The organism is Pseudomonas sp. SK3(2021) (assembly GCF_016772375.1).
GTDB classification, from domain to species: domain Bacteria; phylum Pseudomonadota; class Gammaproteobacteria; order Pseudomonadales; family Pseudomonadaceae; genus Aquipseudomonas; species Aquipseudomonas chlororaphis_I.
Window position 1 is genome coordinate 1 of sequence record NZ_CP061943.1, and the last position, 23,111, is coordinate 23,111.

At 62.7% G+C, this 23,111-nt stretch carries 22 protein-coding genes; 9 read left to right on the forward strand and 13 right to left on the reverse strand.

Annotation, left to right across the window (positions count from 1 at the left end; translation table 11 throughout):
* Both rep and IF690_RS00010 read left to right on the forward strand, forming a co-directional pair.
* A complete protein-coding gene (gene rep / locus IF690_RS00005; RefSeq protein WP_009046172.1) occupies positions 1 to 2,010 on the forward strand; it encodes a DNA helicase Rep in 2,010 nt (669 codons plus the stop codon).
* An 87-nt stretch (positions 2,011 to 2,097) separates the two neighbouring features.
* Complete coding sequence (locus tag IF690_RS00010) at positions 2,098 to 2,667, forward strand: xanthine phosphoribosyltransferase (RefSeq protein WP_009051549.1); 570 nt, start codon at positions 2,098 to 2,100, stop codon at positions 2,665 to 2,667.
* Between the two features lie 68 nt (positions 2,668 to 2,735).
* Here the strand turns inward: IF690_RS00010 and IF690_RS00015 are convergent, their stop codons facing one another.
* From IF690_RS00015 to dadA, 6 genes are all read right to left on the reverse strand, one after another.
* The gene (locus tag IF690_RS00015; RefSeq protein ID WP_202698364.1) at positions 2,736 to 4,661 is read right to left on the reverse strand and encodes an acetyl-CoA hydrolase/transferase C-terminal domain-containing protein; all 1,926 of its coding nucleotides are present in this window, start codon (positions 4,659 to 4,661) and stop codon (positions 2,736 to 2,738) included.
* Between the two features lie 133 nt (positions 4,662 to 4,794).
* Positions 4,795 to 5,208, reverse strand: coding sequence for a c-type cytochrome (locus IF690_RS00020; protein ID WP_009046174.1), 414 nt, complete (start codon positions 5,206 to 5,208; stop codon positions 4,795 to 4,797).
* A 182-nt stretch (positions 5,209 to 5,390) separates the two neighbouring features.
* Positions 5,391 to 5,939 (reverse strand): cupin domain-containing protein, encoded by a 549-nt coding sequence (locus tag IF690_RS00025; protein WP_007932420.1) that lies wholly within the window; start codon positions 5,937 to 5,939, stop codon positions 5,391 to 5,393.
* A 128-nt stretch (positions 5,940 to 6,067) separates the two neighbouring features.
* On the reverse strand, positions 6,068 to 7,144 hold the full coding sequence (alr, locus tag IF690_RS00030) for an alanine racemase (protein WP_202698365.1): 1,077 nt from the start codon (positions 7,142 to 7,144) through the stop codon (positions 6,068 to 6,070).
* An 89-nt stretch (positions 7,145 to 7,233) separates the two neighbouring features.
* Positions 7,234 to 7,587 (reverse strand): RidA family protein, encoded by a 354-nt coding sequence (locus IF690_RS00035; RefSeq protein ID WP_092297910.1) that lies wholly within the window; start codon positions 7,585 to 7,587, stop codon positions 7,234 to 7,236.
* On the reverse strand, positions 7,559 to 8,860 hold the full coding sequence (dadA, locus tag IF690_RS00040) for a D-amino acid dehydrogenase (protein ID WP_202698366.1): 1,302 nt from the start codon (positions 8,858 to 8,860) through the stop codon (positions 7,559 to 7,561). Before dadA ends, IF690_RS00035 begins: the two co-directional genes overlap by 29 nt.
* 156 nt (positions 8,861 to 9,016) lie before the next feature.
* On the opposite strand from dadA, the gene IF690_RS00045 reads away from it, so the two are divergent.
* Positions 9,017 to 9,505, forward strand: a complete 489-nt coding sequence (locus tag IF690_RS00045) for an Lrp/AsnC ligand binding domain-containing protein (RefSeq protein WP_007932443.1) — start codon at positions 9,017 to 9,019, stop codon at positions 9,503 to 9,505.
* A gap of 84 nt (positions 9,506 to 9,589) precedes the next feature.
* Here IF690_RS00045 and IF690_RS00050 read toward each other — a convergent pair whose 3' ends face one another.
* Complete coding sequence (locus tag IF690_RS00050) at positions 9,590 to 9,943, reverse strand: YkgJ family cysteine cluster protein (protein ID WP_009051553.1); 354 nt, start codon at positions 9,941 to 9,943, stop codon at positions 9,590 to 9,592.
* A gap of 148 nt (positions 9,944 to 10,091) precedes the next feature.
* Here IF690_RS00050 and IF690_RS00055 point away from each other — a divergent pair, with 148 nt between their 5' ends.
* Positions 10,092 to 11,405 (forward strand): NAD(P)/FAD-dependent oxidoreductase, encoded by a 1,314-nt coding sequence (locus tag IF690_RS00055; RefSeq protein WP_202698367.1) that lies wholly within the window; start codon positions 10,092 to 10,094, stop codon positions 11,403 to 11,405.
* Between the two features lie 127 nt (positions 11,406 to 11,532).
* On the opposite strand, the gene IF690_RS00060 is transcribed toward IF690_RS00055, so the two are convergent.
* A complete protein-coding gene (locus IF690_RS00060) occupies positions 11,533 to 11,778 on the reverse strand; it encodes a DUF1127 domain-containing protein (RefSeq protein WP_016703163.1) in 246 nt (81 codons plus the stop codon).
* Positions 11,779 to 11,958: 180 nt separating this feature from the next.
* Between IF690_RS00060 and IF690_RS00065 the strand changes: the two genes are divergently transcribed.
* Both IF690_RS00065 and IF690_RS00070 read left to right on the forward strand, forming a co-directional pair.
* Entirely contained in the window at positions 11,959 to 13,389 is a 1,431-nt protein-coding gene (locus tag IF690_RS00065; protein ID WP_202698368.1) for an aminotransferase-like domain-containing protein, read from the forward strand.
* Positions 13,390 to 13,479: 90 nt separating this feature from the next.
* Positions 13,480 to 15,018, forward strand: a complete 1,539-nt coding sequence (locus IF690_RS00070) for a phospholipase D family protein (RefSeq protein ID WP_202698369.1) — start codon at positions 13,480 to 13,482, stop codon at positions 15,016 to 15,018.
* A gap of 93 nt (positions 15,019 to 15,111) precedes the next feature.
* Here IF690_RS00070 and IF690_RS00075 read toward each other — a convergent pair whose 3' ends face one another.
* Positions 15,112 to 16,260 (reverse strand): MFS transporter, encoded by a 1,149-nt coding sequence (locus IF690_RS00075; protein WP_202698370.1) that lies wholly within the window; start codon positions 16,258 to 16,260, stop codon positions 15,112 to 15,114.
* A 143-nt stretch (positions 16,261 to 16,403) separates the two neighbouring features.
* On the reverse strand, positions 16,404 to 17,897 hold the full coding sequence (locus tag IF690_RS00080; protein WP_202698371.1) for an aldehyde dehydrogenase: 1,494 nt from the start codon (positions 17,895 to 17,897) through the stop codon (positions 16,404 to 16,406).
* Between the two features lie 236 nt (positions 17,898 to 18,133).
* On the opposite strand from IF690_RS00080, the gene IF690_RS00085 reads away from it, so the two are divergent.
* The gene (locus IF690_RS00085) at positions 18,134 to 18,496 is read left to right on the forward strand and encodes a cupin domain-containing protein (protein WP_202698372.1); all 363 of its coding nucleotides are present in this window, start codon (positions 18,134 to 18,136) and stop codon (positions 18,494 to 18,496) included.
* A gap of 57 nt (positions 18,497 to 18,553) precedes the next feature.
* Here IF690_RS00085 and rpmG read toward each other — a convergent pair whose 3' ends face one another.
* Positions 18,554 to 18,709 (reverse strand): 50S ribosomal protein L33, encoded by a 156-nt coding sequence (gene rpmG / locus IF690_RS00090; RefSeq protein WP_003177274.1) that lies wholly within the window; start codon positions 18,707 to 18,709, stop codon positions 18,554 to 18,556.
* Between the two features lie 11 nt (positions 18,710 to 18,720).
* Positions 18,721 to 18,954 (reverse strand): 50S ribosomal protein L28, encoded by a 234-nt coding sequence (gene rpmB / locus IF690_RS00095; RefSeq protein WP_007921114.1) that lies wholly within the window; start codon positions 18,952 to 18,954, stop codon positions 18,721 to 18,723.
* A gap of 545 nt (positions 18,955 to 19,499) precedes the next feature.
* Between rpmB and IF690_RS00100 the strand changes: the two genes are divergently transcribed.
* Positions 19,500 to 21,089: an ABC transporter substrate-binding protein gene (locus IF690_RS00100; RefSeq protein ID WP_202698373.1), complete on the forward strand. Its 1,590-nt coding sequence runs from the start codon at positions 19,500 to 19,502 to the stop codon at positions 21,087 to 21,089.
* A 6-nt stretch (positions 21,090 to 21,095) separates the two neighbouring features.
* Here IF690_RS00100 and radC read toward each other — a convergent pair whose 3' ends face one another.
* Complete coding sequence (gene radC / locus IF690_RS00105) at positions 21,096 to 21,770, reverse strand: RadC family protein (protein WP_202698374.1); 675 nt, start codon at positions 21,768 to 21,770, stop codon at positions 21,096 to 21,098.
* A gap of 131 nt (positions 21,771 to 21,901) precedes the next feature.
* Here radC and coaBC point away from each other — a divergent pair, with 131 nt between their 5' ends.
* Positions 21,902 to 23,110 (forward strand): bifunctional phosphopantothenoylcysteine decarboxylase/phosphopantothenate--cysteine ligase CoaBC, encoded by a 1,209-nt coding sequence (gene coaBC, locus IF690_RS00110; RefSeq protein WP_202698375.1) that lies wholly within the window; start codon positions 21,902 to 21,904, stop codon positions 23,108 to 23,110.
* Position 23,111 lies beyond the last annotated feature (1 nt).

The window sequence follows — 23,111 nt, forward strand, 5'->3', positions numbered from 1 at the left end:
ATGTCCCGACTCAATCCCCGGCAGCAAGAAGCCGTGAACTATGTCGGCGGCCCTCTTTTGGTGCTCGCCGGTGCTGGCTCCGGCAAGACCAGTGTAATCACACGCAAGATCGCCCACCTGATCCAGAACTGCGGCATTCGCGCGCAGTACATCGTCGCCATGACCTTCACCAACAAGGCCGCGCGGGAGATGAAGGAGCGGGTCGGCACCCTGCTGCGCAGTGGCGAGGGCCGTGGCCTGACTGTGTCGACCTTCCACAACCTGGGGCTGAACATTATCCGCAAGGAGCATGTGCGACTGGGCTACAAGCCGGGCTTCTCGATCTTCGACGAGACCGACGTCAAGGCCCTGATGACCGACATCATGCAAAAGGAATACTCGGGCGACGACGGTGTCGACGAGATCAAGAACATGATCGGCGCCTGGAAGAACGACCTGATCCTGCCGGCCCAGGCCCTGGAAAACGCGCGCAACCCCAAGGAACAGACCGCGGCCATCGTCTACACCCACTACCAGCGCACGCTCAAGGCGTTCAACGCGGTGGACTTCGACGACCTGATCCTGCTGCCAGTGAAGCTGTTCGAGGAACACGCCGACATCCTGGAGAAGTGGCAGAACAAGGTGCGCTACCTGCTGGTGGACGAATACCAGGACACCAACGCCAGCCAGTACCTGCTGGTGAAAATGCTCATCGGCAAGCGCAACCAGTTCACCGTGGTGGGCGACGACGACCAGTCGATCTACGCCTGGCGCGGCGCCCGCCCGGAAAACCTGATGCTGCTCAAGGAGGACTACCCGTCCTTGAAGGTGGTGATGCTCGAGCAGAACTACCGCTCCACCAGCCGCATCCTGCGCTGCGCCAACGTGCTGATCTCCAACAACCCCCACGAGTTCGAGAAACAGCTGTGGAGCGAGATGGGCCATGGCGACGAGATCCGCGTGATCCGCTGCCGCAACGAGGACGCCGAGGCCGAACGGGTGGCCATGGAAATCCTCAGCCTGCACTTGCGCACCGACCGGCCCTACAGCGATTTCGCGATCCTCTATCGCGGCAACTACCAGGCCAAGCTGATCGAGCTGAAGCTGCAGCATCACCAGATTCCCTATCGCCTGTCCGGCGGCAACAGCTTCTTCGGGCGCCAGGAAGTGAAGGACCTGATGGCCTACTTCCGCCTGATCGTGAACCCGGACGACGACAACGCCTTCCTGCGGGTGATCAACGTGCCGCGCCGGGAAATCGGCTCCACCACCCTGGAAAAGCTCGGCAACTACGCCACCGAACGCAAGATCTCGATGTACGCCGCCACCGACGAAATCGGCCTGGGCGAACACCTGGACAGCCGCTTCACCGACCGCCTGGCGCGCTTCAAGCGCTTCATGGACAAGGTGCGCGAGCAGTGCGCCGGCGAAGACCCGATCTCGGCCCTGCGCAGCATGGTCATGGACATCGACTACGAGAACTGGCTGCGCACCAACAGCTCCAGCGACAAGGCCGCCGACTACCGCATGGGTAACGTGTGGTTCCTGATCGAGGCTTTGAAGAACACCCTGGAAAAAGACGAAGACGGCGAAATGACCGTCGAGGACGCCATCGGCAAACTGGTCCTGCGCGACATGCTGGAGCGTCAGCAGGAAGAGGAAGACGGCGCCGAGGGCGTGCAGATGATGACCCTGCATGCCTCCAAGGGCCTGGAGTTCCCTTATGTGTTCATCATGGGCATGGAAGAGGAAATCCTCCCCCACCGTTCCAGTATCGAAGCCGACACCATCGAGGAAGAACGCCGCCTGGCCTACGTGGGCATCACCCGCGCGCGCCAGACCCTGGCCTTCACCTTCGCCGCCAAGCGCAAGCAGTACGGTGAAATCATCGACTGCGCCCCCAGCCGCTTCCTCGACGAACTGCCGCCGGACGACCTGGCCTGGGAAGGCAACGACGACACCCCGACCGAAGTCAAAGCCGTTCGCGGTAATAACGCGCTAGCGGATATACGAGCGATGTTAAAACGCTAGAATTGAACACTTTTTAGCCGCAGCATTTTTAACCGAACACCTTTTATCAGAGCTCAGGCGCACAAGGCGTCAAAAGAGGAAAGCTTCATGGAAGCACTGCACAAGAAAATTCGCGAAGAAGGCATCGTGCTTTCCGACCAGGTCCTGAAAGTCGACGCCTTTCTGAACCACCAGATCGACCCGGCATTGATGAAGCTGATCGGCGACGAATTCGCCACGCTGTTCAAGGATTCGGGCATCACCAAGATCGTCACCATCGAAGCCTCGGGCATCGCTCCGGCGATCATGACCGGCCTGAACCTGGGCGTGCCGGTGATCTTCGCGCGCAAACACCAGTCCCTGACCCTGACCGAGAACTTGCTGTCGGCGACTGTCTACTCGTTCACCAAGCAGACCGAAAGCACCGTGGCGATTTCCCCGCGTCACCTGACCAGCAGCGACCGCGTGCTGATCATCGATGACTTCCTGGCCAACGGCAAAGCGTCCCAGGCGCTGATCTCGATCATCAAGCAGGCGGGCGCCACCGTGGCCGGCCTCGGCATCGTGATCGAGAAATCGTTCCAGGGCGGCCGCGCCGAACTGGACGCGCAAGGCTATCGCGTGGAATCCCTGGCCCGGGTCAAGTCCCTGGCCGGTGGCGTGGTGAGTTTTATCTAAAGAAGCGCTGCCTCTTCAATCGCGAGCAGGCTCCCACTGGGCACGAGCCTGCTTGCGAAGCGTCAGGCCTATGGCTGCGCCGTCTCCTGCAACGCCGCCAGCAGCAGGCGCTGATACACATCCTCGCGCCAACCCTCGGGCTGCACCAGCCGCATCCGCTCAAGATGCTCCGGGAAGGCCTCGGGCGGTGGTGCATCCAGCGCCGCCTTGCCCAATTCGAGAATCTCGCTGAGCTTGAACTTGCTCTTCAGCCAGTTCAGCGCCCGCAGCAAGTCCCGTTCCTGCGCACTGAAGTCGCTGCCCAGCGGATATTCCGGGAACAGATGCCGGTGCTGCGCCTGGATCGCCAGCAGGCGCTGTGGATGGTTATCGGTGAAGCGCGGATCGAGGCGGAAGTCCTTGGGCAGCTTGCCGGCCTTCTGTGCCTGTTCGATCAGGCCCGGCTGGAAACGCGAGTCGCTGATATTGAGCAGCGCTTCGACCACCTTCGCATCGGTCTTGCCGCGCAGATCGGCGATGCCGTACTCGGTGACCACGATGTCCCGCAGGTGTCGCGGGATGGTGCAGTGGCCGTATTCCCAGACGATGTTGGAACTGACCAGGCCCGCGGATTCGCGCCAGCTGCGCAGGATCAGGATCGAGCGCGCGCCTCGCAGCGAATGGCCCTGGGCGACGAAGTTGTATTGCCCGCCGACGCCACTGAGCACCCGGCCGTCTTCCAGCTGATCCGCGACCCCGGCCCCCAGCAGGGTGACCATGATCGAGCTGTTGATGAACCGCGCATCCAGGCGCTGCAGGCGCTTGAGTTCTTCGTGGCCATACAGCTCGTTGATGTAGCTGATGGCGGTCATGTTGAACTCGCCGAGCTTGCTCTTGGGCAGGTCCCTGAGGCGCTGGTAGAAACTGCGCGGCCCAAGGAAAAAACCACCATGCACCGACACCCCGCCCAGCGCCTGGTCTTCATCCAGGGTCCCGGCGTTGGCCTGTTGCTGCAGGGCCACCGAAGGGTAGACCTTGCGCCGCACGATACCGGCATCGGCCAGGGCCAGCAGGCCATTGACGAACATTTCACTGCAGCCATACAGGCCCTTGGCGAAAGGCTCCACCCCACCTTCGCGCTCGATCAGCGGCTTCCAGCACTGGATCTCCAGGTCCGCCAGCAGCGCCCGATATCCGTCGTTATCCGCCTGGCGCGCCAACAACGCCGCCGTCAGCGCATCGCCCATGGAGCCGATGCCGATCTGCAGGGTGCCGCCGTCGCGCACCAGGGTGCTGGCATGCAGGCCGATAAAGTGATCCTGGAACCCCACCGGCATGTTCGGCGTGGAAAACAGTGTGCTGCTCTCCTCTTCGTCGATCAGCAGGTCGAAGGTGGCGGCATCGATCTCGGCGTCACCCGGCATGTAAGGCAGGTCGCGATGCACCTGGCCCAGCAGCAGGATGGTTTCGCCGGCGGCACGTCGTTCGGCGATCATCGGCAGCAGGTCGAGGGTGACGTCCGGGTTGCAGCTCAGGCTCAGACGGTCAGTCTGTTGCGGGTCCCGGGCGACCAGTTGCGCGACCAGGTTCAGGCCGGCGGCATTGATGTCGCGCGCGGCGTGGCTGTAGTTGCTGCAGACGTAATCCTGCTGCGCCGTTGCGCTGTTGAGCAGGCTGCCGGGCTGCATGAAGAACTGTTCGATATGGATATTGGCCGGCACCTGGTTGCGGTGCAGGTCGGCGAGGAATTCCAGCTCGGGGTAGTCGCCGAAGACCTGCTCGATAAAGGGCTCGAGGAAGCGCCGTTGCAGGCCATCGCCCAGTGGCGGACGGCCCAGGCTCAGGGCGGTGTAGAGGGTCAGTTGGCGCTCGGGCAGTTGCGCGACCCGACGATACAGGGCATTGGCGAAGCGGTTGGGCTTACCCAGCCCCAGGGGCATGCCCATGTGAATATGCGCCGGCAGACGTGCCAGGACCTCATCGACCGCCCGCTCGATAGAAGATGACTGCACCATTCGATCCTCCAGAACCTTCCATGCATTGAGGTTGGACCGAGCTTGCCGGGTCTTTGCCGCAATGAACAGTCCGGCCGGATCGCAGGCATGAAAAAAGCCGCTCGTAAGCGGCTTTTTTGCGCAAGATACAGGCTTATTTCAAGCCGGACATCTTCTGGATGGCGCCTTTGAGTTCTTCGTCGGAGCAGTCGGCGCAGGTGCCTTTAGGCGGCATCGCGTTGATACCGGTAATGGCCTTGGCCAGGATGCCGTCGAGGCCGCCCTGGTGATCCGCACGCTCTTTCCAGGCAGCGGCATCGCCGATTTTCGGCGCGCCCAGCAGGCCGGAGCCATGGCAAGCATTGCAATGCTTGGCAATCACTTCGTCTGGAGTCTTCGCACCACCGCCACCGGCGGCAACAGCGACTTCCATGCCCTTGCATTCCTGACCCTGGACGCACACCTGGCCAACCGGCTCGAGGCGCTTGGCAATGTCGTCGTTGGTCGCAGCTTGAGCGCTGACAGCCCAGAGGGCCAATACGGTTGCTGGTGCAGCCAGCATTTTCATAATTAGGTTCACGCGTACACCCTCAATGGTGGCTAGTCACGCCCACGGCCACGGTTTCGCGGGCGGGCGCAAGTATAGCGGTTAGCCCGCCACTCTGAAACAACCCTAGATTCAAAGGGGGATTAGAGAGGGCGAAATGCTGCTTCGGGCACCGCTGCAATCCTTGCAGGACGCCTCTTCTATTAGAAGTTCGCGGGCGTGGCTGCGCTGATTAGTCGCGCGGGTGCATCGAAAGGATTACGGAAACGGTGTGGCTTGGTGCTTTCGAAATAGTAGCTGTCACCGGCTTCGAGCACGAATGTCTCAAGGCCCACCACCAGCTCCAGGCGTCCTTCCACGAGAATCCCGGTTTCCTCGCCTTCGTGGGTAAGCATCTCTTCACCGGTATCGGCGCCCGGCGGATAGATTTCGTTGAGAAAAGCGATCGCCCGGCTCGGGTGCGCCCGGCCCACCAGTTTCATGGTCACCGCGCCATCGGAAATATCGATCAACTCGTTGGCTTTGTAGACGATCTGAGTGGGTTTTTCCTGAAGGATTTCTTCCGAGAAAAACTCGACCATCGACATGGGAATGCCGCCAAGAACCTTTCTCAGCGAACTGATCGAGGGGCTGACGCTGTTCTTCTCGATCATCGAAATGGTGCTGTTGGTGACGCCCGCGCGCTTGGCGAGTTCACGCTGGGAAAGGCCTTTGAGTTTACGGATGGATTGCAGTCGTTCACCGACGTCCAATGCGGCAGCCTCCTAGGGATCAGGCGTTGTTGTAGTTGAGCGTTATCATGGCGATAGCGTTCAGTATTTACAACACTTGGGCCCCAATCCCAGGCGGCAAGGCGACTTTCGGCAGGGCGCCGCGCAGCTCAGTCCCCGGAATAGACGCGTGGCACCCGGCGCAGGTTGCAGAACAACTGGTAAGGGATGGTCTCGGCGGCCGCTGCCAGCTCGCTGGCGAGGATGTGCTTGCCCCACAGCTCGACGGTAGATCCCAGCCCGGCCTGCGGCACGTCGGTCAGGTCGATGCACAGCATGTCCATGGAGACCCGGCCAAGCAGCTGGCTGCGCTGCCCTGCCACCAGCACCGGCGCACCAGTCGGCGCATGCCGCGGATAACCGTCGGCGTACCCCATGGCCACCACGCCGATCCGCATCGGCCGCGGCGTGACGAATTTGGCGCCGTACCCCACCGGTTCGCCGGGCGGCAGTTCGCGCACGCAGATCACCTTCGACTCCAGGGTCATCACCGGTTGCAGGCGCGCGGCCAGCGGATGCGGCTCTTCGAACGGGGTCGAGCCATACAGCATGATGCCGGGGCGCACCCAGTCGCTGGGGATGTTCGGCCATCCCAGTACAGCCGGCGAGTTGCGCAGGCTGATCTCGGCGGACAAACCCTGGCGCGCCGCCTCGAACACCGCGACCTGCTCGTCGCTGCGGCTGCAGCTGAGCTCGTCGGCGCGGGCGAAGTGGCTCATCAGCACGATCTTCGCCACCTTGCCGCTGGCCAGCAGCCGCTGATAGGCCGGCTGGTAATCCTTGGGATGCAGGCCGACGCGGTGCATGCCCGAATCCAGCTTGAGCCATACCGTCAGCGGCTTGGCGATGGAGGCCTGTTCGATGGCTTCCAGCTGCCACAACGAATGCACCACACACCAGAAATCATGCTCGACGATCAGGTCCAGCTCGTCGGCCTCGAAAAAACCTTCAAGCAGCAATATCGGCGCGCGAATCCCCGCCGCCCGCAGTTCCAGGGCTTCTTCGATGCAGGCCACGGCAAAGCCATCGGCCTCGGCTTCCAGCGCCTGGGCGCAACGCACCGCGCCATGGCCATAGGCATCGGCCTTGATCACGGCGAGCGCACGGGCGCCCGGCGACGCTTCGCGGGCCAGTTGGTAGTTGTGACGCAGGGCTTGAAGATCGATCAGGGCACGGGCAGGACGCATGGCGGCAGACTTCTAGGCGGTCATGGGAAGAAAAAACCGGCGCCGGCCGACAACGTTAACCATCAGTGGCGCCGGGAGAGGGATCTGGCTTACGGCAGAGCGGCCACGACAGACAGCTCGACCAGGATTTGTGGTTCGCAGAGCTTGGCTTCGACGGTTGCGCGGGCCGGGGCGACGCCTTTTGGCAGCCACTGGTCCCATACGCTGTTCATCCCGGCGAAGTGCGCATCGATGTCCTTCAGGTAGATAGTCACCGACAGCAGGCGCGACTTGTCGGTGCCGGCCAGGTCCAACAGACGCTCGATGTTGGCGAGGGTCTCGCGGGTCTGCTGCTCAATCCCGGCGTTCAGGTCGTCGCCGACTTGCCCGGCCAGATACACGGTACCGCTGTGAACGACGATCTGGCTCATGCGCTCATTGGTGAGCTGGCGCTGGATTGACATGTTTTGCAGGCTCCTGAGGATTACCGTAACGAGAAATATCGAGACCTTCGGCGCTGATCTGCGGCTTTTTCTTCGCCATCAGGTCAGCCAGCAGACGACCGGAACCACAGGCCATGGTCCAGCCAAGCGTGCCATGCCCCGTGTTCAAGAACAGGTTGCGCATGGGCGTGGCGCCAACGATCGGCGTGCCGTCCGGAGTGGTGGGACGCAGGCCGGTCCAGAAACTGGCCTGGGACAGATCGCCGCCCTGAGGATAAAGATCGTTGACGATCATCTCCAGCGTTTCGCGCCGGCGCGGGTTCAGCGAGAGGTCAAAACCGGCGATTTCCGCCATGCCGCCAACGCGAATACGGTTGTCGAAACGGGTGATCGCCACCTTGTAGGTTTCGTCGAGGATGGTCGAAGTCGGGGCCATGGCCGGATTGGTGATCGGCACGGTCAGCGAGTAACCCTTGAGCGGATACACCGGGGCCTTGATGCCCAGTGGCTTGAGCAGTTGCGGCGAATAGCTGCCGAGGGCCAGCACGTAGCGGTCGGCGGTTTCCAGCTTGCCGTCAATCCAGACGCCGTTGATGCGGTCGCCGGCGAAGTCCAGGCGCTGGATGTCCTGGTCGAAGCGGAATTCCACACCCAGCCTGGTGCACATTTGCGCCAGGCGCGTGGTGAACATCTGGCAGTCGCCGGTCTGGTCGTTCGGCAGGCGCAGGGCGCCGGCCAGGATGTCGGTCACGCTGGCCAGAGCCGGCTCGACGCGGGCGATGCCTTCGCGGTCCAGCACTTCGAAAGGTACGCCGGACTCCTTGAGCACGGCGATATCCTTGGCCGCGCCATCCAGTTGCGCCTGGGTGCGGAACAGCTGGGTGGTCCCCAGGCTACGGCCTTCATAGGCGATGCCGGTCTCCAGGCGCAGTTCGTCGAGGCAGTCGCGGCTGTACTCGGACAGGCGGACCATGCGTTCCTTGTTCACGGCATAGCGGGCAGCGGTGCAATTGCGCAGCATCTGCGCCATCCACAGGTATTGATCGATGTCGGCGGTGGCCTTGATCGCCAGCGGCGCGTGGCGCTGCAGCAGCCATTTGATGGCCTTGAGCGGCACGCCCGGCGCGGCCCAGGGCGAGGCATAACCCGGCGAAACCTGGCCGGCGTTGGCGAAGCTGGTTTCCATGGCAACGGCCGGCTGACGGTCGACAACGGTCACTTCGAAACCGGCACGGGCCAGATAGTAGGCACTGGTGGTACCGATCACGCCGCTACCCAAGACCAGAACGCGCATTTTCATATCCCTCATCGCGGATAACCGCTGACGTTTGTTATTCAGAGCGAAGATGCGCGCAGTATAAAAAGCAATGACCAGTGCTTTTCACTATATAAACACCTATATTTGGCGAGAATTCTCGGCAAAAACCCTTTTCACGGAGGCGCATCCCCTATGCGTACCAACCACCAGACGAAGCGCGAGCTAGACAAGATCGATCGCAATATCCTGCGCATCCTGCAAGCCGATGGGCGCATCTCCTTTACCGAGCTGGGGGAAAAGGTCGGGCTGTCGACCACGCCGTGCACCGAGCGGGTCCGCCGCCTGGAGCGCGAAGGCATCATCATGGGCTACAACGCCCGGCTCAACCCGCAGCACCTCAAGGGTAGCCTGCTGGTGTTCGTCGAAATCAGCCTGGACTACAAATCCGGCGACACCTTCGAGGAGTTCCGCCGTGCCGTGCTGAAACTGCCGCACGTGCTGGAGTGCCATCTGGTGTCGGGGGACTTCGACTATCTGGTGAAGGCGCGGATTTCCGAAATGGCCTCGTACCGCAAACTGCTGGGCGACATCCTGCTCAAGCTGCCCCACGTGCGCGAATCCAAGAGCTATATCGTGATGGAAGAGGTGAAAGAGAGCCTGAGCCTGCCAATTCCGGATTGATTGCAACGGCCCCGGAGGCCCTGTCGTCAGGGCAATCGCTTTCGCGGGCAAGCCTTGCGCCTGCATGCTCGCGATGGCCTCGGATCAGACCAGCACCTGCCGGGTGCTGGCCATGTATTCATGGATCTGCTTTTCCACCCGTGGGTGGATCAGCTCCACCGGGCGCCGGCCATTGGGACATGGCAGGCTCGGCGTGGTCCCGAACAGGCGGCAGATCAGCGGTCGCTCGTCATACACCGTGCAACCGTTGGGCCCCAGGTGCACACAGTTCAGTTCCTCCATCGCCGCGTCCTGCTCGGCCCGGGTCTTGCGCGGCAGGCGCGACATCTCTTCGGTCGAGGTGGTGACCGGACCGCAGCAGTCATGACAGCCGGGCACGCACTCGAACGAGGGGATCTGCTGACGGAGCATGCGGACTTTCTGGCTGTTGCAGCTCATCGACGCGCTTACCGGGAGTATGGAGAGGCCGCGATTTTGCCCTAAAAGCCCTGTTCCAGACAGCACTGGCCGACCAGTGTTGCCGCGCCGGAAAGGTCCGGCTTATGCTCCGTCAAATTTTCCAAACACACGAATCAGGATGATCTACATGAACACCCGTGTTCAGCCGTCGGGGCCAGGCCATTCGCACCCCGCCTCCTACTACGCCGCCAGCAGCCTGCCCCAGCCCGATTATCCGGCGCTGGCCGACGAGCAGGTGGCGGATGTCTGCGTGGTCGGCGGCGGCTTTTCCGGGCTCAACACCGCGATCGAACTGGCCGAGCGCGGGCTCAGCGTCATTCTGCTGGAAGCGCGCAAGATCGGCTGGGGCGCCAGCGGGCGCAACGGCGGGCAACTGATTCGCGGGGTCGGTCACGGCCTCGAGCAGTTCACCCCGATAATCGGCGAGGACGGCGTACGCCAGATGAAACTGATGGGCCTGGAAGCCGTGGAAATCGTCCGCCAGCGCATCGAACGCTTCCAGATCCCCTGCGACCTGACCTGGGGTTATTGCGACCTGGCCAACAAACCGCGCGACCTCGAAGGTTTCGCCGAAGATGCCCAAGAGTTGCGCGACCTGGGCTATCGCCATGAAACCCGGCTGCTGCAAGCCCATGAGATGCACAGTGTGGTGGGTTCCGACCGCTACGTCGGCGGCCTGATCGACATGGGCTCGGGGCACCTGCACCCGCTGAACCTGGCCTTGGGCGAAGCCGCGGTCGCGCAGCAACTGGGCGTGCACCTGTTCGAACACTCGGCCGTGACCCGCATCGATTACGGGCCGCAGGTCAAGGTCCATACCGCCCAGGGCTCGGTGCGCGCCAATACCCTGGTGCTGGGCTGCAACGCCTACCTCAACGGTCTCAACCCGCAACTGGGTGGCAAGGTGCTGCCGGCCGGCAGCTACATCATCGCCACCGAGCCCTTGAGCGAAGAGCTGGCCCACGCCCTGTTGCCCCAGAACATGGCGGTCTGCGACCAGCGAGTGGCCCTGGATTACTACCGTCTTTCGGCCGATCGCCGCTTGCTGTTCGGCGGCGCCTGCCATTATTCCGGCCGCGACCCGCGAGACATCGCTGCTTATATGCGCCCGAAGATGCTGCAGGTGTTCCCGCAACTGGCGGCGGTGAAGATCGACTATCAATGGGGCGGCATGATCGGCATTGGCGCCAACCGCCTGCCGCAGATCGGCCGACTCAAGGACCAGCCCAATGTGTATTACGCCCAGGCCTATTCGGGGCATGGCGTGAATGCCACGCACCTGGCCGGCAAGCTGCTGGCCGAAGCCATCAGCGGCCAACAGAGCGGCGGATTCGACCTGTTCGCCCAGGTCCCGCACATCACCTTCCCGGGTGGCAAGCACCTGCGCTCGCCCCTGCTGGCGCTGGGAATGCTCTGGCATCGGTTGAAAGAGCTGGTCTGAAGGCGTTTGTAGCCGCCACACGACAGGCATGAAAAAGGCCGCATCCAGTGAAATCGGATGCGGCCTTTTTACGGTTGCGGCGCAGCCGATCGCAGGCTGCGCCAGCGGCTACCGATCGGCGGGGCTTTCACAGCCGCCAGAACGGCTTGAGCCCTTCCTGCCGCGCCTGCTCGCGACTCAGGCCGATATCGCGCAACTGTTCGGTGCTCAACTCAAGCAGTGCCTTGCGTGTACGCAGTCGATGCCAGTACAGGCCCCAGAGACCGAGACCGGACGGCGCATTGCGGGCGGACGTCGCCCCTGCTGCCCGCTCCTGCCCAGCCGCCAGTTCCTGACTGTGTAACGACAGACGCACATCGCTCAAGCCGTTCATGTTTGCTGCTCCTGTTTACTTGGGTCGCTATGAGCAGACATCATGCGCGGGAGCCAAAAACCATTACAGATTCAAAGCACCGCTATTATTTCCATACAGAATTTCCCCTATCCGGGCTGAATCCTGTAATTTTGCGCCATCTGTACCGGTTACCCGATTAAATCACCCCGAGGCTGCGCCATGACCCTGTACGTCAATCTCGCCGAACTGCTGGGCACACGTATCGAACAAGGCTTCTATCGCCCCGGCGACCGACTGCCGTCGGTACGGGCCTTGAGTGTCGAACACGGGGTCAGCCTGAGCACCGTGCAGCAGGCTTATCGGATGCTGGAAGACAGCGGCCTGGCGACGCCCAAACCCAAGTCCGGTTACTTCGTGCCGGTCAGTCGCGAGCTGCCGGCATTGCCCGCGGTGGGCCGCCCGGCGCAGCGGCCGGTGGAAATTTCGCAGTGGGACCAGGTGCTGGAACTGATCCGCAGCGTGCCGCGCAAGGACATCGTCCAGCTGGGCCGCGGCATGCCCGACGTCACCAGCCCGACCCTCAAGCCCCTGCTGCGCGGGCTGGCCCGCATCAGCCGGCGCCAGGACATGCCCGGCCTGTATTACGACACCATCTACGGCGTGCACGAACTGCGTGAACAACTGGCGCGGCTGATGCTCGATTCCGGCTGCCAGCTCGGCGCCAACGACCTGGTGATCACCACCGGCTGCCATGAAGCCCTGTCCACCAGCATCCGTGCCACCTGCGAGCCCGGGGATATCGTCGCCGTCGACTCGCCGAGCTTCCACGGCGCCATGCAGACCCTCAAGGGCCTGGGCATGAAGGCCCTGGAAATCCCCACCGACCCGCTCACCGGCATCAGCCTCGATGCCCTGGAACTGGCCCTGGAGCAATGGCCGATCAAGGCCATACAGTTGACCCCCAACTGCAACAACCCACTGGGCTATATCATGCCGGAGTCGCGCAAACGGGCCCTGCTGACCCTGGCCCAGCGCTTCGACGTGGCGATCATCGAAGACGATGTGTATGGCGAGCTGTCCTACACCTACCCACGCCCGCGGACCATCAAGTCGTTCGACGACGATGGCCGGGTACTGCTGTGCAGCTCCTTCTCCAAGACCCTGGCACCGGGACTGCGCATCGGCTGGGTCGCCCCCGGGCGCTACCTGGAGCGGGTGCTGCACATGAAATACATCAGCACCGGCTCCACCGCGCCGCAGCCGCAGATCGCCATCGCCGAGTTCCTCAAGAGCGGCAACTTCGAGCCACACCTGCGGCGTATGCGCACCCAGTACCAGCGCAATCGCGACCTGATGATCGACTGGGTCAGCCGCTACTTCCCCTCCGGCACCCGTGCCAGCCGGCCGCAGGGCGGGTTCATGCTGTGGGTCGAACTGCCGGAAGGCTTCGACACCTTGCGCCTGAACCGCGCGCTGCTCGGCCAGGGCGTGCAGATTGCCGTGGGCAGCATCTTTTCGGCCTCGGGCAAGTACCGCAATTGCCTGCGAATGAACTACGCTGCCAAGCCAACCCCACAGATCGAAGAAGCCGTGCGCAGAGTGGGGGCCGCCGCCATCAAGCTGCTGGCTGAAGAGTGCGCAACGGACTGACCTTTTCCTGTGAAACCGGCGTCACAGCTAGACCATCGCAGCGATTCGAGATGAGCTGACTTGAGATCCAGACAAGCCTTGGCTTCCCTTATGCTGATCGCACTGTGCCTGAGCGGCTGCGTCAGCCTGAATGCGCCTCGCGAGCCCAGCCAGGCACTGCCGGCCGCCGACTCGGCCTTCGGTCGCTCGATCCAGGCCCAGGCCGCCCCCTATCAGGGACGCTCCGGCTTTCGCCTGCTGTCCGACAGCAGTGAAGCCTTCATGGCCCGCGCCGAGCTGGTCCGCAACGCCCAGAGCAGCCTCGACCTGCAGTACTACATCGTCCATGACGGCATCAGCACCCGGATGCTGGTGGACGAACTGCTCAAGGCCGCCGACCGCGGCGTGCGCATCCGCATCCTGCTGGACGACACCACCAGCGACGGCCTGGACCAGATCATGGCCACCCTCGCCGCCCATCCACGCATACAGATCCGCCTGTTCAACCCCCTGCACCTGGGGCGCAGCACCGGCGTGACCCGTACCATGGGGCGCCTGTTCAACCTGTCGCTGCAACATCGACGCATGCACAACAAGCTGTGGCTGGCGGACAACAGCGCGGCCATTGTCGGCGGGCGCAACCTGGGGGACGAGTACTTCGACGCCGAACCCAACCTGAACTTCACCGACATCGACATCCTCGGTATCGGCCCGGTGGCCGAACAGCTCGGGCACAGCTTCGACCAGTACTGGAACAGCGCCCTGAGCAAACCCATCGGCGAGTTTCTGTCACGCCTGCCATCGGCCAGGGAACTGGCCAACACTCGGCTGCGCCTGGAGCAATCGCTGGGCGAGGCGCAGCAACAGAACCACGCGCTGTTTCAGGAACTCAAGACCTATCGCACCCAGCCACGCATGGACCTCTGGCGCAAGGAGCTGATCTGGGCCTGGAACCAGGCGCTGTGGGATGCTCCGAGCAAGGTGCTGTCCAACGGCGAACCCGACCCGCACCTGCTGCTGACCACCCAGTTGGCGCCGGAGCTGCAGGGTGTCAGCAAAGAGCTGATGATGGTTTCAGCCTACTTCGTCCCCGGCCAACCAGGGCTGGTCTACCTCACTGGGCGCGCCGACGCCGGGGTTGCGGTGAGCCTGCTGACCAACTCCCTGGAGGCCACCGACGTGCCGGCGGTCCACGGTGGCTACGCGCCGTATCGCAAGGCGTTGCTGCAACACGGAGTGAAGCTCTACGAACTGCGGCGTCAACCCGGTAACGGCGGCGGTAGCGGCCCCCATCTGTTTCACAGTGGTTCGTATCGTGGCTCGGACTCCAGCCTGCACAGCAAGGCGATGATTTTCGATCGTCAGAAGTCCTTTATCGGCTCCTTCAATTTCGACCCGCGCTCGGTGTTGTGGAACACCGAAGTCGGGGTGCTGGTGGACAGCCCCGAGCTGGCCGAACACGTCCGCAACCTGGCGCTGCAAGGCATGGAGCCGGCCCTGAGCTACGAAGCGAAGCTGCAGGACGGCAAGCTGGTCTGGGTTACCGAAGACAACCAGCAACTGCACACCCTGACCCGCGAGCCGGGTAGCTGGTGGCGGCGCTTCAATGCCTGGATGAGCAATACCATCGGCCTCGAACGGATGCTCTGACCCCAACCCTTGCAGGAGCGAGGCTTGCCCGCGATGAGGGACTGACAGTCAACATCTTGATTGAATGTAGTTCCGCTATCGCAGGCTTCGTGCCTACGAAGTTTGTGGCTGGGCCGCGCCAAACGCGCCTTCACGCAACAACAGCACAATCAGCCCCAGGGCTCCGGCCGCCATCAGCAACAGCAAGGCATGCCCGCTGATCCACTGGCTACCCGCCCCCGCCACCAGCGGCCCGATCAGGCAGCCGATGCCCCACAGCTGGGCGACGTGGGCATTGGCGCGCACCAGCGCATCGTCGCGGTAGCGTTCGCCGATCAGAATCAACGACAAGGTAAACAGCCCCCCGGCGCTAGCGCCGAACAGTACCCACAACGGCCAGATCAGCAGGGTGTCGAGCAGCAACGGAATCGCCAGGCTCGACAGCAGCAGGACCACCGCGCAGCCAGCGAACAAGGCGCGCCGCGATATACGATCGGCCAGGGCGCCAATCGGCAGTTGCAACAAGGCATCGCCCACCACCACGGTGCTGACCATCGCCAGGGCGATTTCCTCGGTAAACCCCTGGCGCAGGCAATAGACCGGCAGCAGGGTCAGGATCATCGCTTCAAACGCGGCGAACAGCGCCACCGCCCAGCCAATGGCCGGCAGGCCGCGGCAGAACCGCCATAGGTCGCCGAAAGTCACGCTGCAGGACTCGCTGCTCGGTGCGCCGCTGCGGCCCATCAGCAGCAGAGGCGACACCACCAGCAGCACGACGCCCACCCAGAAACCGTAGTCATGCTCGGTACCCAAGGCCCCCAGCAGCAGCGGGCCAGCCAACTGGCTCAGGGCATAGCTGCTGCCATACAGCGCCACCAGGCGACCGCGCCACTGCTCCACCACCAATTGGTTGATCCAGCTTTCGCCAAGAATGAAGACGATGGTCAGCACCACGCCGATCATCAGCCGCAGCACCAGCCATAGGGGATAACTCGGCAACAGCGCCAGCAGGCCAATGGAGATCGCCCCGCCCCACAGGCACAGGCGCATCAGCCCCGCCGTGCCGAAACGCGCCGCCAGGCGGCTGGACACCTTCGCCCCGAGCAAGACGCCGATTGCCGGCATCGAGGCCATCACCCCGATTGCAAAGGGCCCATACCCCCAGCTCTCCAGGCGAAACGACACCAGCGGCATGCTCACGCCCAGGGCCAGGCCCACACTCAGGACAGCCGCCAAAACGGCGAAATAAGTTGCCCAGCGCATTTCCACGCTCCTGTGGATGGTTTTTTTCATGACAGAGACAACGCAGCCGGACCTCCCTGGCGGAAAGTCCGGCTGCGATATGGATCGGCTAACGGTGCGCGGGGTGGCGCCTGTTCAGACGCCCGATATCCGCGCCCCTTGAATTACAGCTTGATCCAGGTCGCCTTCAGTTCGGTGTACTTGTCGAACGCGTGCAGCGACTTGTCGCGACCGTTGCCCGACTGCTTGAAGCCGCCGAACGGCGCGGTCATGTCGCCGCCGTCGTACTGGTTGACCCAGACACTGCCGGCACGCAGCGCCTTGGCGGTCAGGTGGGCCTTGGAGATATTGGCCGTCCATACCGCCGCGGCCAGGCCATACGGCGTGTCGTTGGCGATCTGGATGGCTTCTTCCACCGTGTCGAAGGCGATGACCGAAAGCACCGGGCCGAAGATTTCTTCCTGGGCGATCTTCATCGCGTTGCTGACGCCGTCGAAGAGGGTCGGCTCAACGTAGGTCCCGCCGGTTTCCTGCAGGGTGCGCTTGCCGCCCACCACCAGCTTGGCGCCATCGGCATGGCCGGACTCGATGTACGACAGCACGGTGTTCATCTGCTGGGTATCCACCAGCGCGCCGACGTTGGTGGCCGGGTCCAGCGGGTTGCCCGGCTTCCAGGCCTCAAGGGCCTCGATCACCAGCGGCAGGAATTTATCCTTGATCGAACGTTCCACCAGCAGGCGCGAACCGGCGGTGCAGACTTCGCCCTGGTTGAAGGCAATCGCGCTGGCCGCGGATTCGGCCGCGGCCTGCAGGTCCGGGGCATCGGCGAACACGATGTTCGGGCTCTTGCCGCCAGCTTCCAGCCAGACGCGCTTCATGTTCGATTCGCCGGAGTAGACCATCAGTTGCTTGGCGATCTTGGTCGAACCGGTGAACACCAGGGTATCGACGTCCATGTGCAGGGCCAGGGCCTTGCCCACGGTGTGGCCATAACCCGGCAGCACGTTCAGCACGCCTTTGGGAATGCCGGCCTCGACCGCCAGGGCAGCGATACGGATAGCGGTCAGCGGCGACTTTTCCGACGGCTTGAGGATCACCGAGTTACCGGTGGACAGTGCCGGACCGAGCTTCCAGCAGGCCATCATCAACGGGAAGTTCCATGGCACGATGGCGCCGACCACGCCCACCGGCTCGCGAGTCACCAGGCCCAACTGGTCGTGGGGCGTGGCGGCGACTTCGTCGTAGATCTTGTCGATGGCTTCGCCGCTCCAGCTCAGCGCTTGCGCCGCGCCTGGAACGTCGATACCCAGGGAGTCGCTGATCGGCTTGCCCATGTCCAGGGTCTCAAGCAGGGCCAGCTCTTCGGCGTGCTGCTTCAGCAGGCCGGCAAAACGAATCATGGTGGCTTTGCGCTTGGCCGGCGCCAGGCGCGACCAGACGCCGGAATTGAAGGTGGCGCGGGCGTTTTCCACGGCACGTTGCGCGTCGGCGGCGTCACAGCTGGCAATGTTGGCCAGCAGACGGCCATCGACCGGGCTGATGCATTCGAAGGTTTCGTTGGAAACGGCGGCGGTGTATTCGCCATTGATGTAGGCGCGGCCTTCGATTTTCAGTTCGCGGGCGCGTTGTTCCCAGTCGGCTCGAGTCAGGGTGGTCATGCGAGTGTCCTCCTCTTGTTGGATACAGGCGCCACGCGATCGATGCCGGCACCTTCAGGAATTCTGCCCGGCCAGCCTGCTTCGGCCCATGGCATTCGCCACCCTAAACCAGCGGCACCCGAAGTTTCAATATATTTGACAGAGGCTGGGCAAATGCCATTGCTATGTTCATTTTAATAAACATAGACTTTGGGCTTTCCAGCCACTCGCAGTGCAACCAGGGGGGAATACCAACAATGAGCATCCAGGACATCGTCGACTTCAATCAGGCCAACACTGCGGCCGAACGGTATCGCCCCGCCCAGGAAAAAGTCCTCAAGGGCGACCCCGAGCAAACCGTCTTCAACCACTACAGCAGCCCGTGCGGCCAGATGAACGCCGGCGTGTGGGAAGGCGAGGTCGGCCAATGGACGGTGAACTACACCGAGCATGAGTATTGCGAGATCGTGCAGGGGGTTTCGGTCCTGCGTGACGACGAAGGCAATGCCAAGACCTTGCGCGCCGGCGATCGTTTCGTCATTCCCGCCGGTTTCCGCGGCACCTGGGAGGTGCTGGAGCCGTGCCGCAAGATCTATGTGATCTTCGAGCCGAAAGCCTGAATCGCAGGCACAAAAAAACCCGCTTGAAGGCGGGTTTTTTGTCAGAAGAAAAATCAATTACTTGATTTTGCCTTCCTTGTAGATCACGTGCTTACGAACAACCGGATCATATTTCTTGATCTCGATTTTGTCCGGAGTAGTGCGCTTGTTCTTGTCGGTAGTGTAGAAGTGACCAGTACCGGCGCTCGAAATCAAACGAATCAATTCACGCATGATTAGCTCCCTTAAACCTTGCCATCGCGACGAAGTTCGGCCAGCACGACATCAATGCCACGCTTGTCGATGATACGCATGCCCTTGGCAGATACGCGCAGACGCACAAAACGTTTCTCGGACTCAACCCAGAAGCGGTGATGCTGCAGGTTCGGCAGGAAACGACGACGGGTTTTGTTGTTTGCGTGGGAAATGTTATTCCCAGTCACCGGACCCTTACCGGTAACTTGACAGACTCTCGACATGCCTCAGCCCTCTAAAACCACATGCCCAACCCGGCATGGGTTGGCCGCTTAATCTCTCAGTCATTTGGCGCCAGGCGCCGCGTTTCTTTAGGGTCTTACCGGCTACACCTACAAGCGAAGGAACCGGGCCCCTAGAAAAGAGCGCTGCTTTATACCAGAAAGACCCCGTAGCAACAACAGCCGCTACGCTTTGGATTTCGAAAAGTCCCTGTTTTCTTGCTCCGGATGCCTGCACCAAGGGCTGGGGCCATGACTGACCGCTCGTCGCAGAATAAGTTTTCCGTGGACGAAACAGACGGCAAAACCAGCATGAACAGCCGCTGTGCCGGTGACTTCAGGTCAATCTATGGCAAAAACCTCTGCCATTTCATGCCTGATGTGACCATGACAGCCTGCCGCGGACAGCCTCGACGGGGCGATAAACATGAACATATCCAGCCCACAGGCAGAAAAAGGGGATAGTCATTTTCCAACGAGGCCACTAGGGTAAGCCTTTTCCAGACTGCACTCGCAGATGGGCCTTCGATCTGCAAAGGAAGCCAAACATGCGCCTCGCTGCCCTCCCGCTCCTGTTCGCCCCTCTTCTTCTGAGCCCGCTGGCCCACGCCGCCACATTAAGCGTGTGCACCGAGGCCAGCCCGGAAGGCTTCGACGTAGTGCAGTACAACTCGCTGACCACCACCAACGCCTCGGCCGATGTGCTGATGAATCGCCTGGTGGACTTCGACGCCAGCAGCGGCAAGGTGGTACCGAGCCTGGCCGACAGCTGGGAAGTCTCGGCCGACGGCCTGACCTACGTGTTCAAGCTGCACCCGAAAGTGAAGTTTCACCGCACCGCGTACTTCAACCCGAGCCGCGAGCTCACCGCCGAAGACGTGAAGTTCAGCTTCGACCGCATGCTCGACCCGGCCAACCCCTGGCATAAAGTGGCGCAGAGCGGCTATCCCCATGCCCAGTCGTTGCAACTGCCGGCGCTGATCAAGAAGATCGATGCCCTGGATCCGCTGACCGTGCGTTTTACCCTCGACCATGCCGATTCGACCTTCCTCGCCACCCTGAGCATGGGGTTTGCGTCGATCTACTCCGCCGAATACGCCGACCACCTGCTCAAGGCCGGCACCCAGGACAAGCTCAACAACCAGCCGATCGGCACCGGCCCCTTCGTTTTCGGCCGCTTCCAGAAAGACGCGTCGATCCGCTACAAGGCCAACCCCGACTACTTTGCCGGCAAGCCGGCGGTGGACTCGCTGATCTTCGCCATCACCCCGGACGCCAACGTGCGCCTGCAGAAGCTGCGCCGCAACGAATGCCAGATCGCCCTGTCGCCCAAGCCGCTGGACGTGACCGCCGCGCGTGAAGAGCCGGCGCTCAAGGTCGAGAACACCGCGGCCTTCATGACCGCGTTCGTCGCCATCAACAGCCAGCACCCTCCGCTGGACAAACCTGAAGTGCGCCAGGCCATCAACCTCGCCTTCGACAAGGCCAGCTACCTGAAAGCGGTCTTCGAAAACACCGCGGAGCCCGCCAACGGCCCCTTCCCGCCCAACACCTGGAGCTATGCCAAGGAGTTGCCGGGCTACGCCCACGACCCGGCGAAAGCGCGCCAGCTGCTGGCCAAGGCCGGCCTGAAAGACGGCTTCCAGACCACGATCTGGACCCGCCCTTCCGGCAGCCTGCTGAACCCCAACCCGAGCCTGGGTGCGCAACAGCTGCAAGCAGACCTGGCGGAAATAGGGGTCCAGGCGGAGATCCGCGTGATCGAATGGGGCGAACTGATCCGTCGGGCCAAGGCCGGCGAGCACGACCTGCTGTTCATGGGCTGGTCCGGCGACAATGGCGACCCGGATAACTTCCTCTCCCCGCAGTTCACCTGCGCGGCAGTGAAGTCCGGGACCAACTTCGCCCGCTACTGCGACCCGGGCCTGGACAAGCTGATCACCGCCGGCAAGACCACCACCGAGCAGGGTGTGCGCAGCAAGCTTTACCAGCAGGCGCAAACCCAGATCCAGCAACAGGCCCTGTGGCTGCCGCTGGCCCATCCGACCGCCTTCGCCCTGACGCGCAAGGATGTCCATGGGTACCAGGTCAGCCCGTTCGGTCGCCAGGACTACTCGAAAGTCAGCCTCAAGCCCTGACCCCGGCTACATCCAGCCGTACTCGGCCATCGACAGTGGCTCACCCTCGCCGACGATGAAATGGTCGAGTACGCGCACATCCACCAGGTCCAGCGCTTCCGTGAGCCTGCGGGTCAGCACCCGATCCGCCTGGCTCGGCTCGGAGACGCCCGAAGGATGGTTGTGGCACAGGATCAGTGCGGCCGCGTTGTGTGCCAGGGCACGTTTGACCACTTGCCGCGGATAGACGCTGGTGGTGTTGATGGAGCCCTGGAACAGAGCCTCGAACGCCAGCACCCGGTGCTTGGAGTCGAGGAACAGGCAACCGAAGACCTCATGCGGCTCATGCCGCAACATCGCCTTGAGGTAGTCGCGGACCGCCACCGGGCTTTCCAGCACCGAATTGCGGCTGAGCTTTTCCGCCAGATGCCGCCGCGCCATTTCCAGCACCGCCTGCAATTGTGCGAACTTGGCCGGACCCAGGCCCAGTTGCCGACTGAAGGTCAATTGGTCCGCCTCGAGCAGGCCACGCAGGCTGCCGAACTGATGCAACAGGTGTCGCGCCAGGTCGACCGCGCTTTTTCCGGCGACCCCGGTGCGCAGGAAGATTGCCAGCAATTCCGCATCGGAAAGGGTCAGCGCGCCCTGTTCGAGAAGCTTCTCCCGCGGGCGCTCCGCCGCAGGCCAGTCGCGAATGCTCATAGCACCTCCATGTGTGTGGGCGCCGCTGTTCCATAGCGGTCGCTGTGCTATCTTAGCCCATCTTTTTGCGTGGGATTTCCCCTGGGGAGGGGGTGTTACACGCAGCAATCATTGAACTGAAAGGCAGGCCTATGCAGCGGCTGTATCGGAAACGCATCGTTCTCGGCGTCGGCGGCGGCATCGCTGCCTATAAGAGCGCCGAGCTGGTTCGCCGACTCCTCGACCATGGCGCGGAAGTGCGTGTGGTCATGACCCGTGGCGGCAGTGAATTCATCACCCCGCTGACCATGCAGGCCCTGTCCGGGCACCCGGTCCACCTGGACCTGCTCGACCCCGCGGCCGAAGCCGCCATGGGCCATATCGAACTGGCCAAATGGGCCGACCTGGTGCTGATCGCCCCGGCCACCGCCGACCTGATCGCCCGCCTGGCCCAAGGCATCGCCGACGACCTGCTGACCACCCTGGTCCTGGCCACCGATGCCACCGTCGCCATCGCCCCGGCCATGAACCAGGCCATGTGGCGCGACCCGGCCACCCAGGCCAATACCCAATTGCTGCAAAGCCGTGGCCTGAAAGTCTTCGGCCCGGCTTCCGGCAGCCAGGCCTGCGGCGACGTCGGCCTGGGCCGCATGCTCGAAGCCAACGAGCTGGCGCTGTGCGCCGCCGACTGCTTCCAGCACCTGGCGCTGACCGGCAAACACGTGCTGATTACCGCCGGCCCGACCCAGGAAAACATCGACCCGGTGCGCTACATCACCAACCACAGCTCCGGAAAAATGGGCTTTGCCCTGGCTGAAGCCGCGGTCGAAGCCGGTGCCCGGGTGACCCTGATCACCGGTCCGGTGCACCTGCCGACCCCGGATCGCGTGACCCGCATCGACGTGGTCAGCGCCCGCGACATGCTCGCCGCCTGTGAGGCCGCCATCCCCTGCGACCTGTTCATCGCCTCGGCCGCAGTCGCGGACTACCGCCCGGAAGTCGTCGCCCCACAGAAATTGAAGAAAGACCCTACGAACGGTGATGGCCTGCTGCTGCAGATGGTGCGCAACCCGGACATCCTGGCCACCATCGCCACCCGCCCCGACCGTCCGTTCAGCGTCGGCTTCGCCGCTGAAACCGAACACTTGCTCGACTACGCTGCGCGCAAACTCAAAGACAAGAACCTCGACCTGATCGTCGCCAACGACGTGGCCAACCCGAGCATTGGCTTCAACAGCGAGGAAAACGCCTGCAGCGTGATTGACCGGGAGTTGCACGCAACTCTCTTCGCCCAGACCAGCAAGGGCAAGATTGCCCGCCAACTGATCTCTTTCATCGCCGAACGGCTGAACCAGGTTTAAC

Excerpts from the sequence above, each read along its gene's own strand:
- alr (WP_202698365.1), bottom strand. The coding sequence starts at position 7,144 with ATGCGTCCTGCCCGTGCCCTGATCGATCTTCAAGCCCTGCGTCACAAC.
- IF690_RS00050 (WP_009051553.1), bottom strand. The coding sequence starts at position 9,943 with ATGAGCTGCAACAGCCAGAAAGTCCGCATGCTCCGTCAGCAGATCCCC.
- IF690_RS00060 (WP_016703163.1), bottom strand. The coding sequence starts at position 11,778 with ATGAACGGCTTGAGCGATGTGCGTCTGTCGTTACACAGTCAGGAACTG.
- IF690_RS00020 (WP_009046174.1), bottom strand. The coding sequence starts at position 5,208 with ATGAAAATGCTGGCTGCACCAGCAACCGTATTGGCCCTCTGGGCTGTC.
- IF690_RS00035 (WP_092297910.1), bottom strand. The coding sequence starts at position 7,587 with ATGTCAATCCAGCGCCAGCTCACCAATGAGCGCATGAGCCAGATCGTC.
- coaBC (WP_202698375.1), top strand. The coding sequence starts at position 21,902 with ATGCAGCGGCTGTATCGGAAACGCATCGTTCTCGGCGTCGGCGGCGGC.
- radC (WP_202698374.1), bottom strand. The coding sequence starts at position 21,770 with ATGAGCATTCGCGACTGGCCTGCGGCGGAGCGCCCGCGGGAGAAGCTT.
- IF690_RS00045 (WP_007932443.1), top strand. The coding sequence starts at position 9,017 with ATGCGTACCAACCACCAGACGAAGCGCGAGCTAGACAAGATCGATCGC.
- IF690_RS00065 (WP_202698368.1), top strand. The coding sequence starts at position 11,959 with ATGACCCTGTACGTCAATCTCGCCGAACTGCTGGGCACACGTATCGAA.
- rpmG (WP_003177274.1), bottom strand. The coding sequence starts at position 18,709 with ATGCGTGAATTGATTCGTTTGATTTCGAGCGCCGGTACTGGTCACTTC.
- IF690_RS00015 (WP_202698364.1), bottom strand. The coding sequence starts at position 4,661 with ATGGTGCAGTCATCTTCTATCGAGCGGGCGGTCGATGAGGTCCTGGCA.
- IF690_RS00075 (WP_202698370.1), bottom strand. The coding sequence starts at position 16,260 with ATGCGCTGGGCAACTTATTTCGCCGTTTTGGCGGCTGTCCTGAGTGTG.
- rpmB (WP_007921114.1), bottom strand. The coding sequence starts at position 18,954 with ATGTCGAGAGTCTGTCAAGTTACCGGTAAGGGTCCGGTGACTGGGAAT.
- IF690_RS00085 (WP_202698372.1), top strand. The coding sequence starts at position 18,134 with ATGAGCATCCAGGACATCGTCGACTTCAATCAGGCCAACACTGCGGCC.
- IF690_RS00070 (WP_202698369.1), top strand. The coding sequence starts at position 13,480 with ATGCTGATCGCACTGTGCCTGAGCGGCTGCGTCAGCCTGAATGCGCCT.
- rep (WP_009046172.1), top strand. The coding sequence starts at position 1 with ATGTCCCGACTCAATCCCCGGCAGCAAGAAGCCGTGAACTATGTCGGC.
- IF690_RS00100 (WP_202698373.1), top strand. The coding sequence starts at position 19,500 with ATGCGCCTCGCTGCCCTCCCGCTCCTGTTCGCCCCTCTTCTTCTGAGC.
- IF690_RS00080 (WP_202698371.1), bottom strand. The coding sequence starts at position 17,897 with ATGACCACCCTGACTCGAGCCGACTGGGAACAACGCGCCCGCGAACTG.
- IF690_RS00010 (WP_009051549.1), top strand. The coding sequence starts at position 2,098 with ATGGAAGCACTGCACAAGAAAATTCGCGAAGAAGGCATCGTGCTTTCC.
- IF690_RS00055 (WP_202698367.1), top strand. The coding sequence starts at position 10,092 with ATGAACACCCGTGTTCAGCCGTCGGGGCCAGGCCATTCGCACCCCGCC.
- dadA (WP_202698366.1), bottom strand. The coding sequence starts at position 8,860 with ATGCGCGTTCTGGTCTTGGGTAGCGGCGTGATCGGTACCACCAGTGCC.